Source organism: Novosphingobium sp. 63-713, assembly GCF_001898925.1.
Lineage (GTDB): Bacteria > Pseudomonadota > Alphaproteobacteria > Sphingomonadales > Sphingomonadaceae > Novosphingobium.
The window spans coordinates 1-23046 of record NZ_MKVS01000049.1 but is presented as its reverse complement, the minus strand read 5'-3'; the positions used below and the strand labels follow the sequence as shown (position 1 = coordinate 23046).

The following is a 23046-nucleotide window of genomic DNA, read 5'->3' as shown; positions in this document are numbered from 1 at the left end:
CCTTGGGCTATCTCAGCCCTATCGACTTCGAGCGCCAGGCTGGGGTAGCCTAAAGAAGCCTATCTCGGTGTCCATCAAACCGGCAGCAGGCCACCCCTGCCAATCCACCTCGAAAAGGGATTATTCGGCCGCTTCGGTTTCCACCTGCGCCGCCTCGATCTCGGCCGCCTTGGCCTCGACCAGCTTGACGATATGTTCGAGCATATCCTCGCTCTGCACGGTGTGGTCGGTCACGCCCGAGAGATAGACCATATGCTTGCCATTGCCGCCGCCGGTCAGGCCGATGTCGGTCTCGCGCGCCTCGCCCGGACCATTGACCACGCAGCCCAGCACCGAGAGCGAGAGCGGGGTCTTGATATGGCTGAGGCGGGTTTCCAGCGCCTCGACGGTCTTGATCACGTCAAAACCCTGACGCGCGCAGGACGGGCAGGAAACCACCCGGACGCCGCGCGTACGCAGGCCCAGCGACTTGAGGATCTCAAAGCCGACGCGCACTTCTTCTTCCGGCGGGGCCGAGAGCGAAACGCGGATCGTGTCGCCGATCCCGGCCCACAGCAGGTTGCCCATGCCGATGGCGCTCTTCACGGTGCCGCCGATCAACCCGCCCGCCTCGGTGATGCCCAGATGCAGCGGGCAATCGACCGCCTCGGCCAGCCCCATATAGGCAGAGACGGCCAGGAACACGTCCGAAGCCTTCACCGCCACCTTATATTCGTGGAAGTCATGGTCCTGCAGCAGCTTGATATGATCGAGCGCCGATTCGATCAGCGCTTCGGGGCAGGGCTCGCCATATTTTTCCAGCAGATCCTTTTCCAGCGACCCTGCGTTCACGCCGATGCGGATCGAGCAGCCATTGGCCTTGGCCGCGCGCACCACTTCGGCCACGCGGTCCGACCCGCCGATATTGCCGGGATTGATGCGCAGACAGGCCGCGCCCGCATCGGCCGCTTCCAGCGCGCGCTTATAGTGGAAATGGATGTCGGCGACCAAAGGCACGCGCGAGGCCCGCGCGATCTGCTTGAAGGCCGCCGTCGATTCGACATCGGGGCAGGATACGCGCACAATATCGGCGCCCGCTTCTTCGCAGCGCCGGATCTGGTCGATCGTGGCGACAGCATCGCTGGTCAGCGTGTTGGTCATGGTCTGGACCGCGATGGGCGCATCGCCGCCGATGGGAACCTTGCCGACCATGATCTGACGGCTTTGACGGCGGGCGATATCACGCCAGGGACGGACTGAGGACATGGGGGCAACTCCTTTGCTCTGGCCCTATAGCGCATTGGCGATGCGCCGCAAATGCGAAGAGGTGATTACAGATCCCGGCTCATGCACAGGCTGTAATCATCGGTGGTGTATCCGGCAAAGGCGGGGCATTGGCTAAAGCCCTCGCTTTCATACAGTCGCCGCGCCGGAATGAAGGCTTCGGGCTTGCCGGTTTCCAGCAGGACCTGGCGATATCCGCGCCCGCGCGCCACCTCGATCAGGTGATGCAGGATAGCCCGCCCGATGCCGCGCCCCAGAAATTCGGGCGCGACGCGCATGGATTTCAACTCGCCGCGCGCCGGGTCCAGATGCCGTATCGCGCCGCATCCGGCCAATTGCCCATCCACCCATGCCGAATAGAAGGTGACATCGGGAGCGCGCAGCCGCTCGATGGGCATCGCATGAACCTTGTCGGCGGGCGACCAGCGGTGCATCTGCTCGAGATGATATGTCAGCAGGCGGGCGATCTCCGGCCCGCTCAGGTCGTCCTCACGGATGTTCATCGCGCTGCTCCGTCATGTTTGTTCACCTTGCGCCGACCGAAACGCAGCCCCTGTTCAAGCCGCGCCCGCAACGCTGTGTAATAGGCGTCGAGAAAGCGGCGGACCTCATCGCCCTGCGGCGCGCTCCAGCCGATCTTGGCGCAGATCGCGCGGGCCACCGCCTCCATCGCGGCGGGCGAGGCGTCACGCAAAACCCGCTCCAGCGTCTGCAATTCATATTCGCCATAGATCGCCAGCTCAGCCGGGCCGAAGGCATAGTCGGGCCTTGCGGCTTGGGCGCTCAGGGCCTGCTCCAGCCGGGCGCGGGGGGCCTCGACCACCCATGTGCCCGCGATCATGTCGCCCGCGCGCAAACGGTCGCGGTTGAACAGGGGAAACAGCGCAAAGAGCAGGAACCATCCCGCCGCCGCCCAATTGACCATGCTCGACGAAGGCGTGCCCAGCGCGGACAGCACCGCGACCATCGGCAGAAAGATCTCGATATCGCGCAGCAGATTGCGCGCCAGCACCATTTCGGTCGTCAGCCGCGCCCCATCGCGCGCGGCAATGCGCAGGCCCAGCATCCTTTTGCCCGGCGTCGCCCCGCGCGGCCCCAGTTCAAAGATCAGGAACCAGCCGTTACGCAGCAGAAACATCAGCGCGGTCCACAGAATGAACAGGAATTGCGCGGCATGGTGGGCCTCGGGCCGCTTCGTCCACTGGCCCAGCCCCGCCTGCGTATAGACCAGCGCCAGCACCGCCCCCAGCAGGATCGCCCCGATACAGGCCAGATCCACCGCCAGCGCCCCCAGCCGCGCCGAACGCCCCGCCAGCGTCAGGCGCAGGCTCAGCCCCTCGGGCGTGATGATTTCGCGCTGATCGGGGCGCAAGTGGTTCTGGGGGCTCATTTGCGGGCCCCGAAGACAAAGAAATAGACCAGCCAGAAGGTCAGCATAAAGCCCCCGACGAGGAGCCTTTGCGGCGTCGAATCGATCAATTGCCGCGCAAACCCCTCCAGCATCCCGGCCACCAGCAGCATCAGCACCACGCCCAGCATGACCGGCGCGGTCCGCCGCCCCGCCGCCGCCACGCTTTCCATCACCGATAGCTCGCCCGGAAAGGCAATGGCGCGCCCGATATGGATGCCGCCCGCCCCGGCCAGCAGGATGGCGAACAATTCCGTCGTGCCATGGATTGCGATCCATGCCGAAAAGTCGAGCAGCAGCCCCTTGCCGTGAAACAGCCAGAGCATCGCGCCCAGCATCCCGCTGTTTTGCAGCAACAGCAGCACGCTGGGCAGGCCGATGGCAAAGCCCAGCGCGAAACACAGGATGGCGATCTGGGCATTATGGCCAAACAGATAGGCGGCAAAGGCGGCCAGCGCGTCCTGATCCTGCCCGCCGAACAGGGTTTCGCGCAATTGCTTCGCGCTGGATGCAGGATTGCGCGCCGGGTCCTGTCCGGCCAGCATGGCGTAGAAGGCCGGATCATGCGCCACCATCATCCAGCCCACCGCCACGCCCGCCACCATCAGCGCCAGCGCGATCAGAATGTCAAAGCGGATGGCTCGTACCGCCCGGCTCCACCCGCCAAGGATAAAGCCCATGAACCAGCCGCGGAAATTCTCACGCGGGCCATAGGTGATAAACCATGCCCTTTGCGCCAGCGCCTCCAGATAGGCGAGGGCTGCGGCATCAAGGCTGGTTTCGCGCGCTACCGCCAGGCTGGAGGCCAATTGGCGATAGAGCACCGGCAGATCGAGCAGATCGGCATCCGACAGGCGCCCCAGCCGCCCTTTCTCCACCGCCGTGACAATCGCCTCCAGCCGCCGCCAGTCGCCCTCGCGCGCCTGACGGAAACGGTCGGAGCGCAGGGTGGCGGGGGCGATGTGCTGTTCTTGCGCCGCGCCCCGGCGAAAACGGGCGAGGAGACGGTTGGGCCAATCCTTCATCCGATCCCTCCCCGGCTGCGGATGGCCATATAGGCGTCGAGCAGGCGGGCGCCCACCGCATCATGGGCGGCCTCGACCACATCGACCCCCATCGCGCGCAGCCGCATCAGCACCCATTCGCGCTGACGCAGCAGGGCGCTGGCCGCCACCGACCCGCCCAGCGCCTCCATATCGACCACCTCGCCCCCCGCCAGCGTTTCGAGTTCCTCATCGCGCAGGCAGACGAACAGCACCCGGTGGCGCGCGATCAGCCGCCCGATGGATTCAACCATCAGTTCGGCGCTGGTGGAATCGGCAAATTCGGAAAAGACCACGATGAGCGAGCGCCGCGCCAGTTGCTGGGCCAGTGTGGAGAGCGCCAGCGTGAAATTGGCCTCGCGCGCGGTGTAATCCAGATCGGCCGCCGCGCTGCGCAGGCGATGGAAATCGCGCGTGTCGGCCACAAAGGGCGTCGAGACGATCACCCGCGCGGCAAAGCCGAACAGCGAGACCCGGTCGCCCCCCTTGAGCGCGACCCATGCCATCTGCAGCGCCGCGCTGACCGCCCGGTCCAGCCTTGGCAGGCCGGCCACCGGCTCGCACATGGCCGCCCCGCAATCCATCGCCAGCACGATGGGGTTGTTGCGCTCGACCTCATATTCCTTGGCATAGAGATGGGCGTGGCGGGCCGAGACTTTCCAGTCGATGCGGCGGCGATCCATGCCGGGCTGATATTCGGTCAGCGTTTCGAACATCTGCCCCTCGCCGCGCAGCCGCCGCGCGATCAGGCCCAGCGAGGCGTCGCGCAGATAGACCTGCATCGCGGGCCCGCGCAGCGCCGCCACCGAGGGCAGCACCCGCACCGAGGCATCGACCTCGCGCCGCTCGATCCGCATGGCCAGGCCCAGCGGCCCCCGCCAGCGCAGCCAGAGCGTGTCGATCGCGCCATGGCATCGGCGGCTGGGGGTGAAAGGGGCCTGCGCCTCCTCGCCCGTCAGGGTGGCGCTCAGCTTGCCCCCCGCCGCAAGGCGCGGGTCGAGGGCGAGGGCGGCCTCCATCGGGGCGGGGCGCGACAGGCGGGCGCGGATGGTGATCGCCGCGCTCTGGCCGATCTCGGCCTGCGCAGGGACGGTGACATGAACATCCTCCAGCCGCCCGGCCAGCGCCCCATCGACCAGCACCAGCGCCAGCAGCAACAGGCCCAGCAAAGGCGCGGCAATCCACAGCGCGGGAACAAACCCGGCCAGCACCAGCCCCACCGGCCCCAGCGCGACCAGCGCCAGCACGCAGCGCGGAGCGGGCGCCACGCCGGGGCGCATCAGAGCGGCGGCAAGGCGCAATCCGGAGGCGAGGCGGCGTATCACCTCAGCGCGGCGCCTCGGTCCGGGCAATGATCTCGGCCACCAGACCCTCGGCCTGACGCCCCTCGATTTCGGCGGCGGGGGAGAGCAGCAGGCGATGGCGCAGCACAGCCGGGGCCAGCGCCTTCACATCATCGGGCAACACATAATCGCGCCCCGCCAGCGCCGCCCGCGCCCGCGCCGCATGGGCCAGCAGCACGCCCGCGCGTGGGGAAGCGCCGCAGGAAAGGTCCGCGCTTTCACGCGTGGCGCGGATCAGGCGGACGATGTAATCGACCAGCGGCTGGGCCAGCGTGATGCCCGCCACGGTGGCGTCGGCGGCGGCCAGTTGATCGCGCGAGAGGATCGGCGTGATGGGTTCGGGCGAACCTTGCGCGCCATAGCGGGCGATGATCCGCGCCTCCTCCTGCGCATCGGGATAGGGGATGGTCAGCTTGAACAGGAAACGGTCGAGCTGCGCCTCGGGCAGGGGATAGACGCCTTGCGATTCGATAGGGTTTTGCGTGGCCACCACCATGAAATGATCGGGCAGGCGGTGCGCCGTCCCGTCCAGCGTCACCCGCCGCTCCTGCATGGCTTCGAGCAGGGCGGCCTGCGTCTTGGGCGGGGTGCGGTTGATTTCATCACCCAGCAGCAGGTCGCAAAAGATCGGGCCGCGCGTCAGGGTGAACTGGCTGGTCTGGAAATTGAACAGGTTGGAGCCGAGAATATCGCCCGGCATCAGATCGGGGGTGAACTGGATCCGCCCGAATTGCAGGCCCAGCGTGGCGGCAAAGCTTTGCGCCAGCAGCGTCTTGGCGGTGCCCGGCGGGCCTTCGAGCAGGACATGGCCCCGCGCGAAAAGCGCCACCAGCAGATGATCGACCGCGCTGTCCTGTCCGACCACGGCGCGCGCGATTCTTTCGCGGATGGCCCCGGCCAGATCCGAGAGGGCGGAAAGGGAGAGGGCTTCGCTCATCGGGTCAACAACCTTTCGACATCATGCAACTGGCGCGCGGCGCGCAGGATTTCGGAGGGGCGCCGCGCCGCGCGCAGGGCGGCGCTGGCGGCGGTATAGCTCAATTCCGGCGCGCGGGCCGACAGGGCGCGCTCGATGGCGGCGTCGATCATCGCCGCATCGCCATGGGGGGCAAGGCCCAGCGCCGCCGCGATCCGCCCTCGCGCCGCATCGGCATAGGGCGCGGGCAACAGATGAAACCGCCGCGCCCGCGCGATCAGCCCGGCCGAATTTTCCGCCAGCGCCCGCTTGCCAAAGGCGATGTCGCGCACCGGCGCCAAAGGCGGGCCAAAGCGCGCATAGGCCCGCCACAAAACCGCCACCCCGGCCAGCATCAGCGCCAGCGTGACCGCCAGATAGGGCGGGGTAAAGGCCAGCGTGAGCAGATTGGGTTCGCGCCCCAGGCCGTTGAGCGTGAGATCGAACATCACCTGCTTCTGATCGGCGGGCAGCAGGTCCTCGATCAGGCGCAGGGTGACTGCGGCATTTTCCTCATGGGCAAAACCGGCATTGTTGGCCAGATCCGGTTCAAAGATCAGCGCTAGCAGGGCGTTCTGGTCCGGCTCTTCATAGGTGGCGGCCAGAATGCGGCCCCGCCCGTCCTCGACGCTGGGCGAAAGGCGCTTGCCCGTCCCGCTCATCACCCGCGCCGGATAGGGCAGCACCGCCCGCGCGCCATGGGCATCGCGCACCGGGGCGGCGGCGGGGCCAATGGCCACCCCCACATCGTCGAGAAAGCCTTCCCATTCCGGCGTGCGCGCCTCGCCCAGCCGGACCCAGCCGTCCTGCACGCCGGGCTGCCTTGTGTCGGCCGGGGCCGCCGCCCATTTGGGGGTGATGATCAGCACCGGGCCATGGCCGCGATGCAGGGCGACGATGCGGCTGATATCGGCCCCCTGCGCCTCATGCGGCGGGGTCAGGATCAGCAGGCCGGGGCGGCGCAGGCCATTGTCGTCGCGGGCATAGTCGGTGTCATGGCCGGTCGCTTCGAGCAGGCGATAGAGGGCGCCATAGCCGTTGAGCCCCCGCCCGCCGCCATGCGCGCCGCCATCATTGATGTCGCCCGCCGCCACGCCCGCGCCGATCATCCACAGCATCGCCACCAGCAAGGCCCCGCCTGCCAGCACCAGCGCCAGCGCCGAAAGGGGCGAAAAGGGGCTGCGGCTGTTCATGCGAGGCGCTGTTCGGCAAAGTCGGCATAAGCGGCGCGGGCGGCGGCCCAGTCCGGCGCCTCCAGCGGGCGCAGCGCATAGCGCCCCTGTTCGACCAGCGCGGCGATCCGGCCAAAGGTGGCGCGGGCCGGGGCGGAAAGAGAACTCAGCGCGGCAATCTCGCGCGCGGTGCTGGCGGGTGTCAGGGCGGCCGGGCGGGCCTCGGCAATATGCTCAAGGCTGCGCAGCAGGAGCAGGTGGGTCGCCTCGTCAAACCGGCCCTGCGCGGCCAGCGCATCGGCATCGTCCAGCAGGGCGCGGGCGGCGGCGGCGTCGGGGCTCCATTCTGGGGCGGCGGGGGCGGCGCGGCGCATCGCCCACAGCCGCGCCGCAATCCGCCAGAGCAGCAGCGCCACGCCCAGCGCGAGCAGGCCGATCAGGATCTTTTCCATCACCGGCCATGACATGCCCAGCGCCCGGCCCACCGGCTCGAACAGATCGCGCAGGAAACGGGCCAGCGCCTTGAGCCAGTCGGGCGTGGGCGCCGGGGTCCAGTTGGGGACGGGGGTGAACTGCAGGTCGCGCGCATCGCGGACCGCGCGCCATGCCTGATGGACGGAATTGGACGCCGCTGCGCTCACCTGACGTCTCTGTCCCGAATTGCCATCGCGGACAGATTCTTACACGCCCTCAGGCCGAGCGCAAGCGATCAGCCTACCCTCTTGGACGACTTTGCGCATAGCTGCCCAAAAGGCGCAGGTCCTTGCAATGGAAAGCGACTTCTTCGAGCGCGCGGTCCACCGGTTCCTCGCCCGGTTTGCCCACAATATCGACAAAGAACATCGTGGCCGAGAAGCTGGCGCCCTTTTGATAGGATTCCAGCTTGGTCATGTTGACCCCGTTGGTGGCAAAGCCGCCCAGCGCCTTGTAAAGCGCGGCCGAGACGTTGCGCACCTCGAAGATCATCGTGGTCATCGCGGTGCCCTCGATGGTTGCCGGATCGAGCGGGGCGCGGGCCAGCACGACAAAGCGCGTGGTGTTGTCGGCGGCATCCTCGACATTATGCTCGACAATATCGAGGCCATAGAGCGAGGCGGCCAGCGCAGGCGCGATGGCGGCGGCGGCCGGATCGCCCTGTTCCTTGACAAAGGCGGCGGCCCCGGCCGTGTCGGCATAGGCCATCGGCACGATGCCGCGCGCGCGCAGATAATGGCGCGACTGGCCCAGCGCCTGAGGGTGGGAATAGGCGGCGGCGAAAGGACCCTTCGCGCCGGGCAGCGCCATCAGCGCATGTTCGATCGAGAGGAAATGTTCGCCCACAATCGACAGCCCGCTTTCAGGCAGCAGGAAATGGATGTCGGCCACGCGGCCATGCTGGCTGTTTTCGATGGGGATGATGGCCCGGTCGGCCCGGCCTTCCTTCACAGCATCCAGCGCGTCCTCAAAGCTGAAACAGGGCAAGGGCGCGCATTGCGGCGCGTATTCCAGCGCCGCGCGGTGCGAATTGCACCCCGGCGCACCCTGAAACGCAACGGCGCGTGCAGGATTTTCAGCGGCTTGGGCGGTCAGTTCTTTGACCTGGATCAGAGCGGGCGTAGGATAGCTGTGCATAGCGGTCTGGCGCTTAGGCCGATTTTACGCCGCGCGCCAGTGGGCTTTGCCGATAGTCTGTTCGATGCGAATTGTATCGGGCATTGTATCGGTTGCGGGCGGAATACTGGCGCACGGGTGAAATCCGCCTTGCGCTTGGGTTTCACGCTCTCTACACCAGAGGGCAAAACGCCTTCCGGGGATTTCTCCCTTGGAAGCATATGGGACGGGGCATTGTTGATGAGCGGTCGTTTCAATACCATTGCCGGTTGGGTTTTGGGTTCTGCTGTGGTTGCGCTGGGGCTTTCCAGCCTGTCGGGCCACTATTTCCGCGCCGACAAGGAAAACCGCCCCGAAAACATGGGCTTTCCTATCGAAGGCGTGTCGGGGGCCAAATCCGGCCCCGCCGAGGCGCCGATCGAGGAACTGCTGGCCAAGGCGGACCCCGCCAAGGGCGCGCAGGTCTTCGCCAAATGCGCATCGTGCCATACGATTACGGCGGGCGGCCCCAATGGGATCGGTCCGAATATCCATGGCATCCTTGGCGATGAAATCGGCCATGGGCGCGGGGGCTTTGCCTTCTCGGCGGGCCTGTCGGCCAAGGGCGGCAAGTGGGACTTCGCCAAAATGAACGAGTGGCTGAAGAATCCGCGCGCCTTTGCCGATGGCACCAAGATGACCTTTGCGGGTCTGGAATCGGCCGAGGATCGCGCGGCGGTCATGGTTTATCTGAACCAGCAAGGTTCGAACCTGCCTCTGCCTGCGGCTCCTGCTGCGGCGGCGCCTGCGGGTGATGCGGCGGCGGCTCCGGCCGATGCGGCATCGGCGGCGGAAAGCGCCAAGTAAGATCCGGCTGTTTCCGGCGGGCATGACAAATGCCCGTCGGCCAGAAGACCGGCGTTTGGCTTGAGGGATCAGGCCGACGCCCCCGGACGCCCTTGAATGCCGGGCGCGAAAGGGCCGCGTGCGCGTGCGAATGATCGGGTAGCCGCCTTGCTTCACAGCCCGATTCGGCCCGCATCGGCGGATCGGGCGGCCATGACAGGTGGGCTCGCAAAGCCTGCCATGACGGTGCTTGGCCCGTCCTTTCCGGTTGGCGCTGTGTGGCGTGGTCCACGGCTTTTTTGACGCTTTCGCCATGATCCCGGCCCAGCGGCGCCGGCCTGAATTACCGCATTGGTCCCTGCGCATAAGGACGGTTGCGGATGGCGGGTTGAATAACCCATATGGTTTCTGTAGGACAGATTTTTTTATTGCGGATTGGTTCAGGTCAACGCAATCTCCCCTCGATCCGGCGCATGGGGGTTGAAACAAAGCGCCGATTCGCGACACACTATGTCTATTCCATCAGTAGAGATATAAGCACAGGAGATGGTCCAATGGCACAAGCATGGAGCGCCGATTTTCTGATCCGCCGTATCGACCGCTGCTATCTGCTGGCCGCCTGCGCCCGGCACCCGGAAAAGCGCGACCGGCACCTGAAGCGTGCCCGCCACTATCGCGGCGTGCTGGCCGACACGCAGGAACTGGCCCTGGCCTGATTTACGGCGGCCTGATTTAGGCCAAGCGTTTTTCCCATCAAAGGGCCGCGTGGGGCGTGATGCCTTGCGCGGCCTTTTTGGTGTTTGGCACGGGTGTTCCGGGGTTTAAGGATTGAAGGTGCCTCCGGCGGGCAAAGGGCGGGGGCCCTTTGCAATCCCGATATTGTCGGGGTGGGGCGTTGTTGGGGCGGTGGGTGAGATGGGGGCGGCGTTGTGAATGACGGTTAGGCCGCTTCGCGGAAAGAAAAAAAGGCATTTCGGAGGCGGGGCCATTGCGGTCATTGCGCCTACCTGCAACATCCTAATGATGAGCAAGCTCACCCTTCGATACAGACATGATCCAAGCTTCTTTGATCACGATTTGCCGCGTGACGACTTTGGACGACTGTGGATTGCGGTGGAAACGGATCGCTTCTCTGGCAAAGGTGGATTTTGGGCTCAGTGGCAAGATGTGCAGGAGTTTGGAGAGGCCCTTGCAAGGTTTCCTATTACGGAGGGGCAACCTGTCGTTGCGCAATGGGGATTCAATTTTCTGGAAGGTAATGATCTTATCATTCGATTGGAAATCGTGCCCTTCGATAGCAGAGGTAATCTTGCCGTAAGGTTTGAAGTCGCGGACGATGTTGAACCTCAGTATCGAGCGCGAGGATTTTTCCTCACGAACTATCCTGAATTAGAGACTTTCCATCTTGACATTGCTCAGTTGATAAAAGGCGCGACTGAGGAAGCGGTTTTGATGGGTAGCTAAATCCGTTCCCGCCAACTTGACGTCCCTCGCCGCGCAGCGGCCTTCAAAACCGCCATCCAAACACTACACCGCCCCCATAGCGCACCGCCGACAGTAACGGGATTGCAAAGGGCTTCCGCCCTTTGCCCGCCGGAGGCATCCCTAAAACCCCCTAAAATCAAATCCCATGATACAACTTATACCACTCGATAAACTTGGGCACGCCCACGTCGATGCTGGTGGTGGGGGCGTATCCGTGGTCGCGGGCGATGGCGTCGATGTCGGCGAAGGACTGGCGCACGTCGCCCGGCTGCATGGGCTGGAAGTCGATGATGGCTTTTTTGCCGATCTGTTCTTCGAGGATTTCGACCACGCGCATCAGGTGTTCGCTCTTGTGGTTGCCGATGTTGTAGAGGCGGTGGGGCTTGGTCGATCCGCCTGCCTTGACCTCGCCGTCGTCGGGGGCGGGGTTGTCGAGGCTGGCCATGACGCCCGCGATGATGTCGTCGATATAGGTGAAGTCGCGGTACATATCGCCATTGTTGAAGACGGGGATCGGCTGGCCCGCGGCGATGGCCTTGGTAAAGATCCACATCATCATGTCGGGCCGCCCCCAAGGACCATACACGGTGAAGAAGCGCAGGCCCGTCAGCGGCAGGCGGTAGAGATGGGCGTAGGTTTCGCTCATCAGCTCGTCGGCCTTTTTGGTGGCGGCATAGAGGCTGATGGGCTGGTCAACGCGGTCTTCGACGGCGAAGGGCAGTTTGGTGTTGCCGCCATAGACCGAGGAGGAGGAGGCATAGACCATGTTTTCCACGCCGCGATGCCGCCCGATTTCCAGCATGTTCAAATGCCCGGCAAGGTTGGAATGCAGATAGGCGTGGGGGTTGGTGATCGAAAAGCGCACGCCCGCCTGCGCGCCCAGATGGACGATGCGGTCGAATTCCAGGCCCGAGAGCGCCTCGACCAGCGGTTCGTATTGGGCGAAATCGGCGCGGACAAAGGTGAAGCGGTCGCCGCCCAACTCGCGCAGGCGGGCGAGGCGGGCTTCCTTGAGCGTGACGTCATAGTAATCATTGACGATATCGAGGCCGATGACGGAATCGCCGCGCGCCAGCAGTTTGACCGCAAGGCTGTAGCCGATGAAACCCGCCGCGCCCGTAACCAGAACCTTCATTGCCCAAAAACCCTTTGTTGCCGTTTGCCGCTCTCTTATCGAGGCAAAGCTAATAAAGGGTTGGAGCCGGGTCCATCCGACGTATTGACGCGCCCGGGCGGCACCCGCACAAGCGCGCCATGCCTTTTATGTCTGACAATGCCGCCCCTGTTCATCCCGCCGTATGGGCCGCGATGCAGGCCGCCGACGCCCCCCAGCCGCCCTATGATGGCGACAGTTTGAGCGCTGCGCTTGATGATGCCTTTTCCGCGCTGTTCGGGCGGCCCTGCGCCGCGATCTGGGTGGCCAGCGGGACGGCGGCCAATTGCCTTGCGCTGGCCGCTATGGTGCGGCCCTATGAGGCTGTGCTGTGCCATGAACTGGCGCATATCGAGCGGGACGAATGCGGGGCGCCGGCGTTCTTCACGCATGGGGCCAAGCTGATTCTGGCTGGCGGGGAGCATGCGAAAATGACGCCCGAGACCGCCCGCGCGCGGCTGGCTAGGGTGGGCGTGGGGGTGGAGCATACGCCTGTGACGGCGCTTTCCATCACCCAGGCCAACGAGGCGGGATGCGTCTATACGCCCGGCGAAGTGGCGGCGATGGGGGCTTTTGCGCGGGAAAAGGGGCTGCGTTTCCATATGGACGGCGCGCGCTTTGCCAATGCGGTGGCGCATCTGGAATGCTCGCCCGCCGCGGCCAGCTCTGAGGGCGGGGTCGAGGCGCTCTCCTTCGGCTTTGTCAAAAACGGCGGGATGGGGGCCGAGGCGCTGATCTTCTTCGCCCCCGACATGATCGAGGTCACCCGCTATAACCGCAAGCGCGCCGGGCATCTGCAATCCAAGGGGCGCTATCTGGCCGCGCAGCTCCTCGCCATGCTCAAGGGCGACCTGTGGCTGGACAATGCCCGCCGCGCCAATGCGGCAGCGGGCGAAATCGCGGCGGCGGCGGGGGACAGGCTGATCCATCCGGTGCAGGCCAATGAGGTGTTTGTCGCGCTCTCGGCAGCCGAGCGGGCGGTTTTGCGCGAGGCCGGTTTTGCGTTCTACGATTGGGACGAGACGGCCGCGCGTTTCGTGACCGCGTGGAACAGCGAGGAGGGGGAGGTGATGGCTTTGGCCAAGGCTTTGCGGGGGTTGTGAAGAAGATTGAAGGGATGATGCGAGGGACTCGTCCCTCGCGCTCCCGTTACTGTCTGGGTTGCGCGATGGGTTCGGCCTCATGTGTCGGACGCGCCCTATGAAATATGAAATATAAAGCCTGCGGCGCGGATAGGCAGGCGCCGCAGGCTTTCAAAATCCCACAGCGCGTCCGACACCAGGCGTCGACCCCATGGCACACCCTATACAATAACGGGATTGCAAAGGGACAAGTCCCTTTGCCCGCCGGAGGCAAAAAGCGCCCGCCGGAGGCCTATAATTCCCCCTCCCAAATCCCCCGCAACCCCGCGCGATAATCGGCGAACACAGGCCGCCACCCCAACACCCGCCGGGCCTTGCCATTGGCCACGCGGCGGTTCTCGGCATAGAAGGCGCGCGAGGCGGGGGGCACGTCCTGCTCGGCCAGCAGGGGGGGCAGGGGGAGGCCGGAGATGCGGCAGGCTTCCTCGATGACGGCGTTTTGCGGGGCGGGCCTATCGTCGGCGATATTATAGGCGCCGGGCGGGGCGGAGAGGGCGGCGTGGGCGGCGCGTGCAATATCCTCGACATGGATGCGGCTGAAGATCTGGCCGGGCAGGTCGACGCGGTGGGCGCGGCCCTCGCGAAGGCGGTCGAAGGCGGAGCGGTCCGGCCCATAGATCCCCGGCAGGCGCAGCACCCGCGCATCCCGTTCCAGCCATGCCGCATCGGCCAGCGCGCGCGCGGCGCGGCGGCCCGATCCGCCCAGTCCGACGACGGGCGCGCTTTCATCGACCCACGCCCCGCCGCAATCGCCATAGACCCCGGTGGAGGAGAGATAGCCCAGCCAGCCGATACCCGCCAGATTCGCCCCATAGCGCACCAATACCGGATCAACATCCTCGGCTGGCGGCACGCTGGACAGGACCGCATCGGCGCGGGCAAGCGCCGCGCGCACCCCCTCCTCATCGGCGAAATCGAGCGTTCCGGCGCGGCCCGTCGCCTCGATATGCCATCCGTCATCGGCCAGACGGCGGGCGATTGCGCGGGCGGTGTAGCCCAGACCAAAGATCAGCATGGTTTTCATGGGGCAAACCATAATCGGAAATACTGGCATTCGGAAAGGCTTGGCCTAATAAGGAAGGCATGATGGATGCCATGAACGCCCCCGCCGCCCCTGTTGCCCCCGCCGTGATCCGCCGCGAGGACTATCTGCCGCCTGCGTGGCTGGTGCCGCAGGTCGATCTGGAATTTCGCCTCGGGCTGGAGGAAACGCGGGTGCGCGCGCAATTGTCCGTGCGCCGCAATCCCGCCGCGCAGGGCGATCAGACGATCCGGCTGAAGGGCGACGGGCTGACCGCGCTGCTGGTCGAGGTGGACGAGGTGGTGCGCAATGACTGGCGGATGGAGGGGGACGATCTGCTGATCGATCTGGCCGACGACAATCATGAGATCGTGGTGGAAACCGCGATCCACCCCGCCGCCAACAGCCAGTTGATGGGCCTTTACGCCTCGGGCGGGATGCTTTGCACGCAATGCGAGGCCGAAGGCTTTCGCCGCATCGCGTTTCACCCCGACCGCCCCGATGTGCTGAGCATCTATCGCGTGCGGATGGAGGGCAGCCGCGAAGCTTTCCCGATCCTGCTGTGCAACGGCAATCCGGTGGCGCAGGGTGATTGCGGCGATGGCAACCATTGGGCCGAATGGCACGATCCATGGCCCAAGCCGTCCTATCTGTTTGCTTTGGTAGCGGGCGATCTGGTGGCGACAACCGACCATTTCACCACGATGGAGGGGCGCGAGGTCACGCTCAACATCTATACCCGCAAGGGGGACGAGGGGCGGACCGATCATGCGATGCGCAGCCTCATCAACTCGATGAAATGGGACGAGGAGGTCTTTGGTCGCGCCTATGACCTTGATCTGTTCAACATCGTGGCCGTGTCCGATTTCAACATGGGGGCGATGGAGAACAAGGGGCTCAACGTCTTCAACACGCGCTATGTTCTGGCCGACCCGGAAACGGCGACCGATGGCGATTATGACGCGGTGGAAGGCGTCATTGGCCATGAATATTTCCACAACTGGTCGGGCAATCGCATCACCTGCCGCGACTGGTTCCAATTGAGCCTGAAGGAAGGCTTCACCGTGCTGCGCGATCAGATGTTCAGCGCGGATATGGGGTCCGAGCCGGTCAAGCGCATCGAGGATGTGCGCATCCTGCGCAGCGCCCAGTTTCCCGAGGACAGCGGGCCGCTGGCCCATCCGATCCGCCCCGATTCCTATCAGGAAATCAGCAATTTCTACACCGCGACCGTCTATAACAAGGGCGCCGAGGTGATCCGCATGATGCGGGTCATGGCCGGAGCAGAGCGTTTCCGCAAAGGCACCGACCTCTATTTCGCCCGCCATGACGGCGAGGCGGCGACCTGCGAGGATTTCATCCGCGCCATCGAGGAAGGCGCAGGGCTGGACCTGACGCAATTCCGGCTGTGGTATGCGCAGGCCGGGACGCCGCGCGTGGGGGTCAGCTTTACCCATGAGGGCGAGGAGGCGGTGCTGCGCCTGAGCCAGCAGGTGCCGCCCACGCCGGGGCAGCCGGACAAATTGCCGGTGCCGATTCCACTGCGCCTTGCGCTGTTTGATCCGGCCACGGGCGCGCATCGCGGCGAGGAGCTGATCGTGATGACCGCCGCGCAGGAGGAGCATCGCTTTTCCGGCTGGCCCACGCGGCCTGTGCTGTCGATCAACCGGGGCTTTTCCGCGCCCGTGACCATCGAGGCGGACACCAGTCTGGATGATCTGGTGTTTCTGGCCGCGCATGATGATGATCCCTTTGCCCGCTATGAGGCGATGCAGAGCCTGATGGTGCGCCATCTGGTGGCGGCCGCAGCCGGCGCGATGGACGAGTCCCGCCGCGCCGCCGAGCGCAAGGCGATTGGCGAGGCGATGCTGGCGATCCTGAACGATCCGGCGATCGACGATCTGATGCGCGGCGAATTGCTGATCCTGCCGCCCTATGCCTATCTGGCCGAGCAATTGCCGGTGGTTGATCCGGGCCTGCTGCATGGCGAGCGTGAGGGTTTGAAGGCATGGCTGGGCGGCGAATTGGGCGATGCCTTTGCCGCGCTGCATGACCGGGCGAGCGCGGTGCCTTTTGGCCTCGACGCGGCGGCCAAGGGCGCGCGCAAGGTCAAGACGCAGGCGCTGGTCTATCTGGCCGCCGCGCAGGGCGCCGGGGCCGCCCCGCGCGCCGCCGCGCAATATGATGCCGCCACCAATATGACCGACCGACAGGGCGCGCTGATGGTGCTGTGCGGATTGGACAGCCCGCTGCGCGAGGCAAAGCTGGCCGATTTCCACAAGCGGCATGAGGGCAATGCGCTGGTGATCGACAAGTGGTTCTCGCTTCAGGCCGGATCGCTGCATCCCGATGTGCTGGATCATGTCAAAGCGCTGGCGCAGCACCCCGATTTCACCATCCACAATCCCAACCGGGCGCGGGCGCTGTATATGGCGCTGGCTGTCAATCCGGCGGGCTTCCATGATGCGGGGGGCGAGGGCTATCGGCTGATCGGCGATCTGATCCTTGCGCTCGACCCGATCAATGCCCAGACGGCGGCGCGTTTCGTGCCCTCGCTGGGCCGCTGGCGGCGGGTGGAGGCGGGGCGCAGCGCTTTGATGAAGGCGCAGCTCGACCGGATATTGGCCACGCGCGGCCTGTCCAAGGATGTGTTCGAGCAGGTGAGCAAGAGCCTTGGTTGAGGTTATTCAGGCTGCGGCTCTGGCCGGTGTGCCGCACGGGTTTCTCGGGCGGCGCGGGGGCGTGTCGGTGGGCGCGGTGGCAGGGCTCAATGTCGGGCTGGGCAGCGCGGATGATCCGGCGGCGGTGGCGCAAAACCGGCGGCTGGCGGCCGATAGCGTGTTGCCCGGCGCGTTTCTGGCCACCTGCTATCAGGTGCATTCGGCGGTCTGTGTGGTGGCGCAGGAATGGCCCGATGCCGAGCGCCCCCATGCCGATGCGCTGGTGACCGACCGGTGCGGTCTTGTGCTGGGCGTGCTGACGGCCGATTGCGCGCCGGTGCTGTTTGCCGATGTGCAGGCGGGCGTGGTGGGCGCGGCCCATGCCGGGTGGAAGGGCGCCTTTACGGGTGTTTGCGAGGCCACGGTCGACGCGATGGAGGCCCTTGGCGCGCGGCGCGAAAGAATTGCGGCCGCCATCGGGCCGTGCATCGCACAAAAATCCTATGAGGTGGACGAGGCTTTTCGCGCGCGTTTCCTCGCGCAGGCCGCGCGCCATGATCGCTTCTTCATCGCCGGGCGCGAGGGGCATTATCAATTCGCGCTCGAAGCCTATGTCGCTGATCGGCTGGCGGAATATGGAGTCGCCGTGGTGGAGGGGCTGGGGCTGGACACCTATGATGATGCGAGCCGATTCTATTCCTTTCGCCGCGCCACCCATGCGGGCGAGGCCGATTATGGCCGCCAAATCGCGCTGATCGGGGTGGCCTGAGACAAAAGGGCAAAGAAAAAGGCCATTGGCAGCATTGGTTTTGATGTTTATCAAAACCAAAAAAGCCGGTGACCGTATGGGACAGACCACACGGATCGCGGGGGAGAAGATTCCTGACGATACCGTATTGCGGCTTTATGCCGTGAACGCGATGATGTTCATTCGTTTTTTCGGTCCTGCGGCCCGCATGGACCATTGGTGCAAGGCAAGGGTCAAACATGACAGAAACTGCTGTTGCTGAAAGTCCCAACGATACGGCGCAGGGGGTGCGTCGGCGGGACTTCATCTATGTGGCTGCCACGGGTGCGGCAGGCGTTGGCGCAGCCAGCGTTCTGGTGCCCCTGATCAGCCAGATGGCCCCCTCGGCTGACGTGCTGGCCGAAAGCTCGACCGAGATCGACATCGGCTCGATCCAGCCCGGACAGGCGATCAAGGCGGTGTTTCACAAGCAGCCGGTGTTTGTGCGCCGGTTGACGCCGGTCGAAATCGCCGAGGCGAAGAAGGTGGATGTGGCATCCTTGCGCGATCCGCAAAGCCTTGAGGACCGCACCAAGAAGGGCAAGGAAGAATGGCTCATCACCATGGGCGTCTGCACCCATCTGGGCTGCGTGCCGCTGGGCGCGGGCGAGGGTGAGGTCAAGGGCGAGTTCGGGGGCTATTTCTGCCCCTGCCATGGCTCGACCTATGACACTGCCGCGCGCATCCGCAAGGGTCCGGCCCCGAAGAATCTCGAGGTGCCGCCTTATGAGTTTACCAGCGACACTGTCGTGAAGATCGGGTGAGGAAGACGAGATGAGCTTTCCCTGGGCCAATGAATACAAGCCGAGCCACCCGGCGATGGTGTGGCTGGACGAAAAGCTGCCTTTGCCGCGCTTTGTCTATAATGCGATCGGGGCCGGATATCCGGTGCCGCGCAACCTGAACTACATGTATAATTTCGGCGTTCTGGCCGGTTTCTGTCTGGTGATCCAGATCGTGACGGGCGTCGTGCTGGCCATGCATTATGCGGCCAACACGGGCGTGGCCTTCAATTCGACCGAACATATCATGCGTGACGTCAACTGGGGCTGGATGCTGCGCTATGGCCATGCCAACGGCGCCTCGGCCTTCTTTGTCGTCGTCTATTTCCATATTTTCCGCGGCTTTTTCTATGGGTCATACAAGGCCCCGCGCGAGATGATCTGGCTGCTGGGCGTCGCCATCTTCCTGCTGATGATGGCCACCGCCTTCATGGGCTATGTGCTGCCCTGGGGTCAGATGTCCTATTGGGGCGCCAAGGTGATCACCGGCCTGTTCGGCGCGATCCCACTGGTGGGCGAGCCGATCCAGACATGGCTGCTGGGCGGGTTCGCGCCCGATCAGGCTGCGCTCAACCGCTTCTTCTCGCTGCACTTCCTGCTGCCGTTCGTCATTCTGGGCGTGGTGATCCTGCATATCTGGGCGCTGCATATCCCCGGTTCGACCAACCCGACCGGCGTTGAAGTGAAGCAGGAATCGGACACCGTGCCGTTCCACCCCTATTACACCGCCAAGGACGGGTTCGGCCTGGGCGTGTTCCTGATCTTCTATTGCGCGATGCTGTTCTTTGCGCCGAATGCGCTGGGCCACCCGGACAATTACATTCCGGCCAACCCGATGCAGACGCCTGCGCATATCGTGCCCGAATGGTATTTCTGGCCTTTCTATGCGATCCTGCGTGCCTTTACCCAGAACTTCCTGTTCTTCCCGGCCAAGCTGATGGGCGTGCTGGCGATGTTCAGCTCGATTCTGGTGTGGTTCCTGCTGCCCTGGCTGGACAAGTCGCCGGTGCGTTCGGGCCATTTCCGCCCGACCTTCCGCAAGTTCTTCTGGCTGCTGGTGATTGACGTTGCGGTGCTGGGCTATTGCGGCGGTTCGCCGGCCGAAGAGCCCTATGTGATCATCAGCCAGATCGCGGCGCTCTATTACTTCGCCCACTTCTTCATCATCCTGCCGCTCGTCTCGATGACGGAAAAGCCGCTGCCGCTGCCTTTCTCGATCACCGAAGCCGTGCTGGGGGCCGATGAAGCCGCCAATCTGGCCCCGGCTCCGGCCGAATAAGAGAGCGAGGATAGAGACACATCATGATCCGTATCTTTTCCATGCTCGTGGGCGCCTTCTTCTCGCTGGCCCTGTTGTGGTCGGCGGGCAAGGGCACCGTGGCCTATATTTCCGAGCCGCCCGCCAAGACGGTCGAGGCCGAATTCCATCAGCACCCCAAGGCGCTGAGCCTGTCCTCGGACGGGGCCTTCGGCAAATTCGACCGTCAGCAGCTTCAGCGCGGTTTTCAGGTCTATTCCGAAGTCTGCGCGACCTGCCATGCGATCAAGCAGGTGTCCTATGGCGACCTGCGCGAGCTGGGCTATAATGACGCCGAAGTGAAGGCGATTGCCGCCAAGGCGCAGGTGCCCGAATATAACCCCGCCACCGGCGAGGTGAAGCAGCACCCGGGCGCGCTCAAGGACCATTTCCCGCCGGTCGTCTATGGCGGCGCGGGCAGCCCGCCCGACCTCTCGCTGATCGCCAAGGCGCGTCATGGCGGGGCGGCCTATATCTACTCGCTGCTGACCGGCTATGCCGATCAGGCGGGCTACAAGAACGAAAAGGGCGAGGAACTGCTCAAGAAGTTCCCCGATGCCAAGACGCCTGACGGCTTGTTCTTCAACCCGTACTTTGCCAACCTGAACATCGCCATGCCCCAGCCGCTCGTGTCGGATGGTCAGGTGGCCTATAAGGACGGCACCAAGGCCACTGTCGATCAGATGGCGCAGGACGTCGCCGCCTTCCTCGTGTGGACCGCCGAACCCAAGCTGGAGAAGCGCCACCAGACCGGCTGGCCGGTGCTTGGCTTCCTGATCTTCGCCACGGTGCTGGCCTATATGGCCTATCGCACCGTCTGGGCGGAGAAGAAGGGGCATTGATCCCTTTGTGAGGGACATGAAAACGCCCCCTGCATCACGCGATGCGGGGGGCTTTTCTTTTGGGCCGAAATGCCTTTTTCATGTCGCCAAATCGCCCTATAGGGCCGGGCCATGACACAAGATGACATGAAAGCGCTCGTCCGCTCGATCCCCGATTTTCCCAAGCCGGGCATCCTGTTTCGCGACATCACCACATTGATCGGCCATGGCGAGGGCTTTGCCGCCAGCGTCGCCCTGTTGGCCGATCGCGCGTCCGAGGCGGGCGCGCAGGCGATCGCGGGGCTTGAGGCGCGCGGTTTCATCTTCGGCGCGGCCGTGGCGGCGCGGCTCGGCCTGCCCTTCATCCCCGTGCGCAAGCCGGGCAAGCTGCCCGTGCCGGTGCTGGCCATCGACTATGCGCTGGAATATGGCACCGACACGCTGGAGGTCGATCCCGGCGCGGTGGCGCAGGGGCAGAAGGTGGTCATCGTTGACGATCTGATCGCGACCGGCGGCACCGCCTGCGCTGCGCTCACCCTGCTGCGCCGCGCGGGCGCGGTGGTGGAGGAAGCGCTTTTCGTGATCGACCTGCCCGACCTTGGCGGGGCCGAGCGTCTGCGCGCGCAGGGCGTGACGGTGCGCCCGATCATGGATTTCCCCGGCCATTGATATTTTGCCGCGGCGCAGGCGCTTGACGGCGCCGCGCCCGCATGGCAAGCGCGTCCGCACCACAGCGCCAGTCCAAGTGCGCCGCGCCCATGAGCGGGTATAGCATAGTGGTAATGTCCTAGCCTTCCAAGCTAGTCAGGCGGGTTCGATTCCCGCTACCCGCTCCAGAGCCTCTCTCAAGAGGGCTCAGAAAGCCTCGTAGAGGCATGTTTTTCCAAGCTTTTATCTGGTATATTGCCTCAGCAGTTCCAGATATGTTCCACTCAATCTCGCCCACCTGATGGTGCATGTGATGGACCTGCGGCCAAAACCGTTGCTGGAGGTCCATCATGGCCGAGGAAACTATAAGAAAATCAGGACTTAACGCGGCTTGGATTGCCCGTGCGAAGCCCAAGGAAAAGCCTTATAAGCTCTCCGACCGGGACGGATTGTACCTTTTCATCAAGCCGAGTGGAAGCCGTTATTGGCGGATGAACTATCGCTTCGGGGGAGCACAGCGGACGATCTCCTTCGGGCGCTATCCGGAGCTGACGCTTGCCGAAGCACGAGAAAGCTTGCTGGAGGCGCGCAAATTATTGGGCAAGGGCATCGATCCGGTCGACCATGCCAAGCTTGAGCGCATTGCCGACACGATGGCGGCGGCGAGCAGTTTCAAGGCGGTGGCCGACGAATGGCTGGAAAAGGCGCGCCTTGAGCAACGCGCCGCGATGACGATCAAGAAATATGAGTGGCAGCTGGGGCTGGTGATGCCGACGCTGGGCAAACGGCCCATTGCGAAGATTACCACCCATGAGGTGCTGCTCGCGCTCAAGAAGATCGAGCGGACGAAGAAATATTACACGGCTGGCAGCGTGCGGGGCACCTGCAGTCAGGTCTTTCGCTATGCCATCGCGACAGCGCGGGCCGAGCGCGACGTGTGCCGGGATCTGCGCGGGGCGCTGGTCACGCCCAAGGTGGTCCACCGCCCGGCAATCACGACTCCCAAGGAGGCCGGGGCGCTCATGCGGTCAATCGAGGAGTATGAGGGTGATGCTCTGACCCGAATCGCGCTTCGCTTGCTGCCTCATCTGTTCGTGCGTCCAGGCGAATTGCGCCATGCCGAATGGAAGGAATTCGACTTTGAGCGGCGAGTCTGGACGATCCCAGAGCATAAGATGAAGATGCGGCGCCCTCATGCGGTCCCGCTCTCGCGTCAGGCCATGGAGATCATCCGGGAGATCGAGCATGATGTCACCTTCAGCCCCTATCTGTTTCCCTCCCTGCGCACGCAGGATCGGCCTATGTCGGACAACACCATCAATGCGGCTCTGCGCCGACTGGGGTTCGGCAAGGACGAGATGACCGCCCATGGCTTTCGCGCTTTGGCAGCCACCTTGCTCAATGAAATGGGCCTATGGAATGCGGATGCCATTGAGCGCCAATTGGCCCATGTCGAGAGCAACGCCGTGCGCAAGGCTTACACGCGCGGGCAATATTGGGATGAGCGGGTGCGCATGATGCAGCATTGGTCCGATCACCTTGACCAGCTGCGGGATGGGTGGCCTGCTGCCGGTTTGATGGACACCGAGATAGGCTTCTTTAGGCTACCCCAGCCTGGCGCTCGAAGTCGATAGGGCTGAGATAGCCCAAG

23 protein-coding genes and 1 tRNA gene are annotated in these 23046 nt (G+C 64.5%); 13 read left to right on the top strand and 11 right to left on the bottom strand.

All coding sequences use genetic code 11. The annotated features are described in order from the left end of the window. Positions 1 to 120: 120 nt before the first annotated feature. The 9 genes from ispG to BGP00_RS23435 all read right to left on the bottom strand — a co-directional run bounded on the left by ispG (position 121) and on the right by BGP00_RS23435 (position 8795). Positions 121 to 1245, bottom strand: coding sequence for a flavodoxin-dependent (E)-4-hydroxy-3-methylbut-2-enyl-diphosphate synthase (ispG, locus tag BGP00_RS23475; RefSeq protein WP_292687707.1), 1125 nt, complete (start codon positions 1243 to 1245; stop codon positions 121 to 123). Between the two features lie 65 nt (positions 1246 to 1310). Continuing rightward, the gene (locus BGP00_RS23470; RefSeq protein WP_292687706.1) at positions 1311 to 1766 is read right to left on the bottom strand and encodes a GNAT family N-acetyltransferase; all 456 of its coding nucleotides are present in this window, start codon (positions 1764 to 1766) and stop codon (positions 1311 to 1313) included. After that, positions 1763 to 2653, bottom strand: coding sequence for an RDD family protein (locus tag BGP00_RS23465; RefSeq protein WP_292687705.1), 891 nt, complete (start codon positions 2651 to 2653; stop codon positions 1763 to 1765). The genes BGP00_RS23470 and BGP00_RS23465 overlap by 4 nt, the downstream gene beginning before the upstream one ends. Further along, positions 2650 to 3696, bottom strand: coding sequence for a stage II sporulation protein M (locus tag BGP00_RS23460; RefSeq protein WP_292687704.1), 1047 nt, complete (start codon positions 3694 to 3696; stop codon positions 2650 to 2652). Before BGP00_RS23460 ends, BGP00_RS23465 begins: the two co-directional genes overlap by 4 nt. Further along, the gene (locus BGP00_RS23455; RefSeq protein ID WP_292687701.1) at positions 3693 to 5039 is read right to left on the bottom strand and encodes a DUF58 domain-containing protein; all 1347 of its coding nucleotides are present in this window, start codon (positions 5037 to 5039) and stop codon (positions 3693 to 3695) included. The genes BGP00_RS23460 and BGP00_RS23455 overlap by 4 nt, the downstream gene beginning before the upstream one ends. 1 nt (position 5040) lies before the next feature. Further along, on the bottom strand, positions 5041 to 5994 hold the full coding sequence (locus BGP00_RS23450; protein ID WP_168603056.1) for a MoxR family ATPase: 954 nt from the start codon (positions 5992 to 5994) through the stop codon (positions 5041 to 5043). Beyond that, positions 5991 to 7205, bottom strand: coding sequence for a DUF4350 domain-containing protein (locus BGP00_RS23445; RefSeq protein WP_292687698.1), 1215 nt, complete (start codon positions 7203 to 7205; stop codon positions 5991 to 5993). Before BGP00_RS23445 ends, BGP00_RS23450 begins: the two co-directional genes overlap by 4 nt. Continuing rightward, positions 7202 to 7825 (bottom strand): hypothetical protein, encoded by a 624-nt coding sequence (locus BGP00_RS23440; protein ID WP_292687696.1) that lies wholly within the window; start codon positions 7823 to 7825, stop codon positions 7202 to 7204. The genes BGP00_RS23445 and BGP00_RS23440 overlap by 4 nt, the downstream gene beginning before the upstream one ends. Positions 7826 to 7898: 73 nt before the next feature. Beyond that, a complete protein-coding gene (locus tag BGP00_RS23435) occupies positions 7899 to 8795 on the bottom strand; it encodes a prephenate dehydratase (RefSeq protein ID WP_168603053.1) in 897 nt (298 codons plus the stop codon). Positions 8796 to 9014: 219 nt separating this feature from the next. On the opposite strand from BGP00_RS23435, the gene BGP00_RS23430 reads away from it, so the two are divergent. The 3 genes from BGP00_RS23430 (at position 9015) to BGP00_RS23420 (ending at position 11063) form a co-directional block, all read left to right on the top strand. Further along, positions 9015 to 9620 (top strand): c-type cytochrome, encoded by a 606-nt coding sequence (locus BGP00_RS23430; protein ID WP_168603052.1) that lies wholly within the window; start codon positions 9015 to 9017, stop codon positions 9618 to 9620. Between the two features lie 533 nt (positions 9621 to 10153). Continuing rightward, positions 10154 to 10315 (top strand): hypothetical protein, encoded by a 162-nt coding sequence (locus BGP00_RS23425; RefSeq protein WP_168603051.1) that lies wholly within the window; start codon positions 10154 to 10156, stop codon positions 10313 to 10315. 307 nt (positions 10316 to 10622) lie between these two features. Continuing rightward, positions 10623 to 11063: a hypothetical protein gene (locus BGP00_RS23420; RefSeq protein WP_292924374.1), complete on the top strand. Its 441-nt coding sequence runs from the start codon at positions 10623 to 10625 to the stop codon at positions 11061 to 11063. Positions 11064 to 11220: 157 nt separating this feature from the next. Here BGP00_RS23420 and BGP00_RS23415 read toward each other — a convergent pair whose 3' ends face one another. Then, positions 11221 to 12219, bottom strand: a complete 999-nt coding sequence (locus BGP00_RS23415) for a GDP-mannose 4,6-dehydratase (protein ID WP_292687691.1) — start codon at positions 12217 to 12219, stop codon at positions 11221 to 11223. A 119-nt stretch (positions 12220 to 12338) separates the two neighbouring features. On the opposite strand from BGP00_RS23415, the gene BGP00_RS23410 reads away from it, so the two are divergent. Then, positions 12339 to 13340: a beta-eliminating lyase-related protein gene (locus BGP00_RS23410; protein ID WP_292687689.1), complete on the top strand. Its 1002-nt coding sequence runs from the start codon at positions 12339 to 12341 to the stop codon at positions 13338 to 13340. A 271-nt stretch (positions 13341 to 13611) separates the two neighbouring features. Here the strand turns inward: BGP00_RS23410 and BGP00_RS23405 are convergent, their stop codons facing one another. Next, positions 13612 to 14403, bottom strand: coding sequence for an SDR family NAD(P)-dependent oxidoreductase (locus BGP00_RS23405; RefSeq protein WP_292687687.1), 792 nt, complete (start codon positions 14401 to 14403; stop codon positions 13612 to 13614). A 62-nt stretch (positions 14404 to 14465) separates the two neighbouring features. Between BGP00_RS23405 and pepN the strand changes: the two genes are divergently transcribed. From pepN to BGP00_RS23360, 9 genes are all read left to right on the top strand, one after another. Beyond that, the gene (gene pepN, locus BGP00_RS23400) at positions 14466 to 17081 is read left to right on the top strand and encodes an aminopeptidase N (RefSeq protein WP_292687711.1); all 2616 of its coding nucleotides are present in this window, start codon (positions 14466 to 14468) and stop codon (positions 17079 to 17081) included. Beyond that, positions 17074 to 17829 carry a peptidoglycan editing factor PgeF gene (gene pgeF / locus BGP00_RS23395; protein ID WP_292687685.1) on the top strand — a complete coding sequence of 252 codons (756 nt, stop codon included), beginning with the start codon at positions 17074 to 17076 and terminating at the stop codon, positions 17827 to 17829. Before pepN ends, pgeF begins: the two co-directional genes overlap by 8 nt. 43 nt (positions 17830 to 17872) lie before the next feature. After that, the gene (locus tag BGP00_RS23390; RefSeq protein ID WP_168603045.1) at positions 17873 to 18070 is read left to right on the top strand and encodes a hypothetical protein; all 198 of its coding nucleotides are present in this window, start codon (positions 17873 to 17875) and stop codon (positions 18068 to 18070) included. Next, complete coding sequence (gene petA, locus BGP00_RS23385; RefSeq protein WP_168603044.1) at positions 18048 to 18611, top strand: ubiquinol-cytochrome c reductase iron-sulfur subunit; 564 nt, start codon at positions 18048 to 18050, stop codon at positions 18609 to 18611. Before BGP00_RS23390 ends, petA begins: the two co-directional genes overlap by 23 nt. Before the next feature lie 10 nt (positions 18612 to 18621). After that, a complete protein-coding gene (locus BGP00_RS23380; RefSeq protein ID WP_168603043.1) occupies positions 18622 to 19908 on the top strand; it encodes a cytochrome b/b6 in 1287 nt (428 codons plus the stop codon). 23 nt (positions 19909 to 19931) lie between these two features. Then, positions 19932 to 20768, top strand: a complete 837-nt coding sequence (locus tag BGP00_RS23375; protein WP_292687679.1) for a cytochrome c1 — start codon at positions 19932 to 19934, stop codon at positions 20766 to 20768. A gap of 111 nt (positions 20769 to 20879) precedes the next feature. Next, positions 20880 to 21416 (top strand): adenine phosphoribosyltransferase, encoded by a 537-nt coding sequence (locus BGP00_RS23370; protein ID WP_292687677.1) that lies wholly within the window; start codon positions 20880 to 20882, stop codon positions 21414 to 21416. Positions 21417 to 21509: 93 nt separating this feature from the next. Next, a tRNA-Gly gene (locus tag BGP00_RS23365) sits at positions 21510 to 21583 on the top strand. 162 nt (positions 21584 to 21745) lie between these two features. Continuing rightward, positions 21746 to 23029: an integrase arm-type DNA-binding domain-containing protein gene (locus BGP00_RS23360; RefSeq protein ID WP_292687675.1), complete on the top strand. Its 1284-nt coding sequence runs from the start codon at positions 21746 to 21748 to the stop codon at positions 23027 to 23029. Positions 23030 to 23046 lie beyond the last annotated feature (17 nt).

Excerpts from the sequence above, each read along its gene's own strand:
- ispG (WP_292687707.1), bottom strand. The coding sequence starts at position 1,245 with ATGTCCTCAGTCCGTCCCTGGCGTGATATCGCCCGCCGTCAAAGCCGT.
- BGP00_RS23470 (WP_292687706.1), bottom strand. The coding sequence starts at position 1,766 with ATGAACATCCGTGAGGACGACCTGAGCGGGCCGGAGATCGCCCGCCTG.
- BGP00_RS23465 (WP_292687705.1), bottom strand. The coding sequence starts at position 2,653 with ATGAGCCCCCAGAACCACTTGCGCCCCGATCAGCGCGAAATCATCACG.
- BGP00_RS23460 (WP_292687704.1), bottom strand. The coding sequence starts at position 3,696 with ATGAAGGATTGGCCCAACCGTCTCCTCGCCCGTTTTCGCCGGGGCGCG.
- BGP00_RS23450 (WP_168603056.1), bottom strand. The coding sequence starts at position 5,994 with ATGAGCGAAGCCCTCTCCCTTTCCGCCCTCTCGGATCTGGCCGGGGCC.
- BGP00_RS23445 (WP_292687698.1), bottom strand. The coding sequence starts at position 7,205 with ATGAACAGCCGCAGCCCCTTTTCGCCCCTTTCGGCGCTGGCGCTGGTG.
- BGP00_RS23435 (WP_168603053.1), bottom strand. The coding sequence starts at position 8,795 with ATGCACAGCTATCCTACGCCCGCTCTGATCCAGGTCAAAGAACTGACC.
- BGP00_RS23430 (WP_168603052.1), top strand. The coding sequence starts at position 9,015 with ATGAGCGGTCGTTTCAATACCATTGCCGGTTGGGTTTTGGGTTCTGCT.
- BGP00_RS23425 (WP_168603051.1), top strand. The coding sequence starts at position 10,154 with ATGGCACAAGCATGGAGCGCCGATTTTCTGATCCGCCGTATCGACCGC.
- BGP00_RS23420 (WP_292924374.1), top strand. The coding sequence starts at position 10,623 with ATGAGCAAGCTCACCCTTCGATACAGACATGATCCAAGCTTCTTTGAT.
- BGP00_RS23415 (WP_292687691.1), bottom strand. The coding sequence starts at position 12,219 with ATGAAGGTTCTGGTTACGGGCGCGGCGGGTTTCATCGGCTACAGCCTT.
- BGP00_RS23410 (WP_292687689.1), top strand. The coding sequence starts at position 12,339 with ATGCCTTTTATGTCTGACAATGCCGCCCCTGTTCATCCCGCCGTATGG.
- BGP00_RS23405 (WP_292687687.1), bottom strand. The coding sequence starts at position 14,403 with ATGAAAACCATGCTGATCTTTGGTCTGGGCTACACCGCCCGCGCAATC.
- pepN (WP_292687711.1), top strand. The coding sequence starts at position 14,466 with ATGGATGCCATGAACGCCCCCGCCGCCCCTGTTGCCCCCGCCGTGATC.
- BGP00_RS23390 (WP_168603045.1), top strand. The coding sequence starts at position 17,873 with ATGTTTATCAAAACCAAAAAAGCCGGTGACCGTATGGGACAGACCACA.
- petA (WP_168603044.1), top strand. The coding sequence starts at position 18,048 with ATGACAGAAACTGCTGTTGCTGAAAGTCCCAACGATACGGCGCAGGGG.
- BGP00_RS23380 (WP_168603043.1), top strand. The coding sequence starts at position 18,622 with ATGAGCTTTCCCTGGGCCAATGAATACAAGCCGAGCCACCCGGCGATG.
- BGP00_RS23375 (WP_292687679.1), top strand. The coding sequence starts at position 19,932 with ATGATCCGTATCTTTTCCATGCTCGTGGGCGCCTTCTTCTCGCTGGCC.
- BGP00_RS23370 (WP_292687677.1), top strand. The coding sequence starts at position 20,880 with ATGACACAAGATGACATGAAAGCGCTCGTCCGCTCGATCCCCGATTTT.
- BGP00_RS23360 (WP_292687675.1), top strand. The coding sequence starts at position 21,746 with ATGGCCGAGGAAACTATAAGAAAATCAGGACTTAACGCGGCTTGGATT.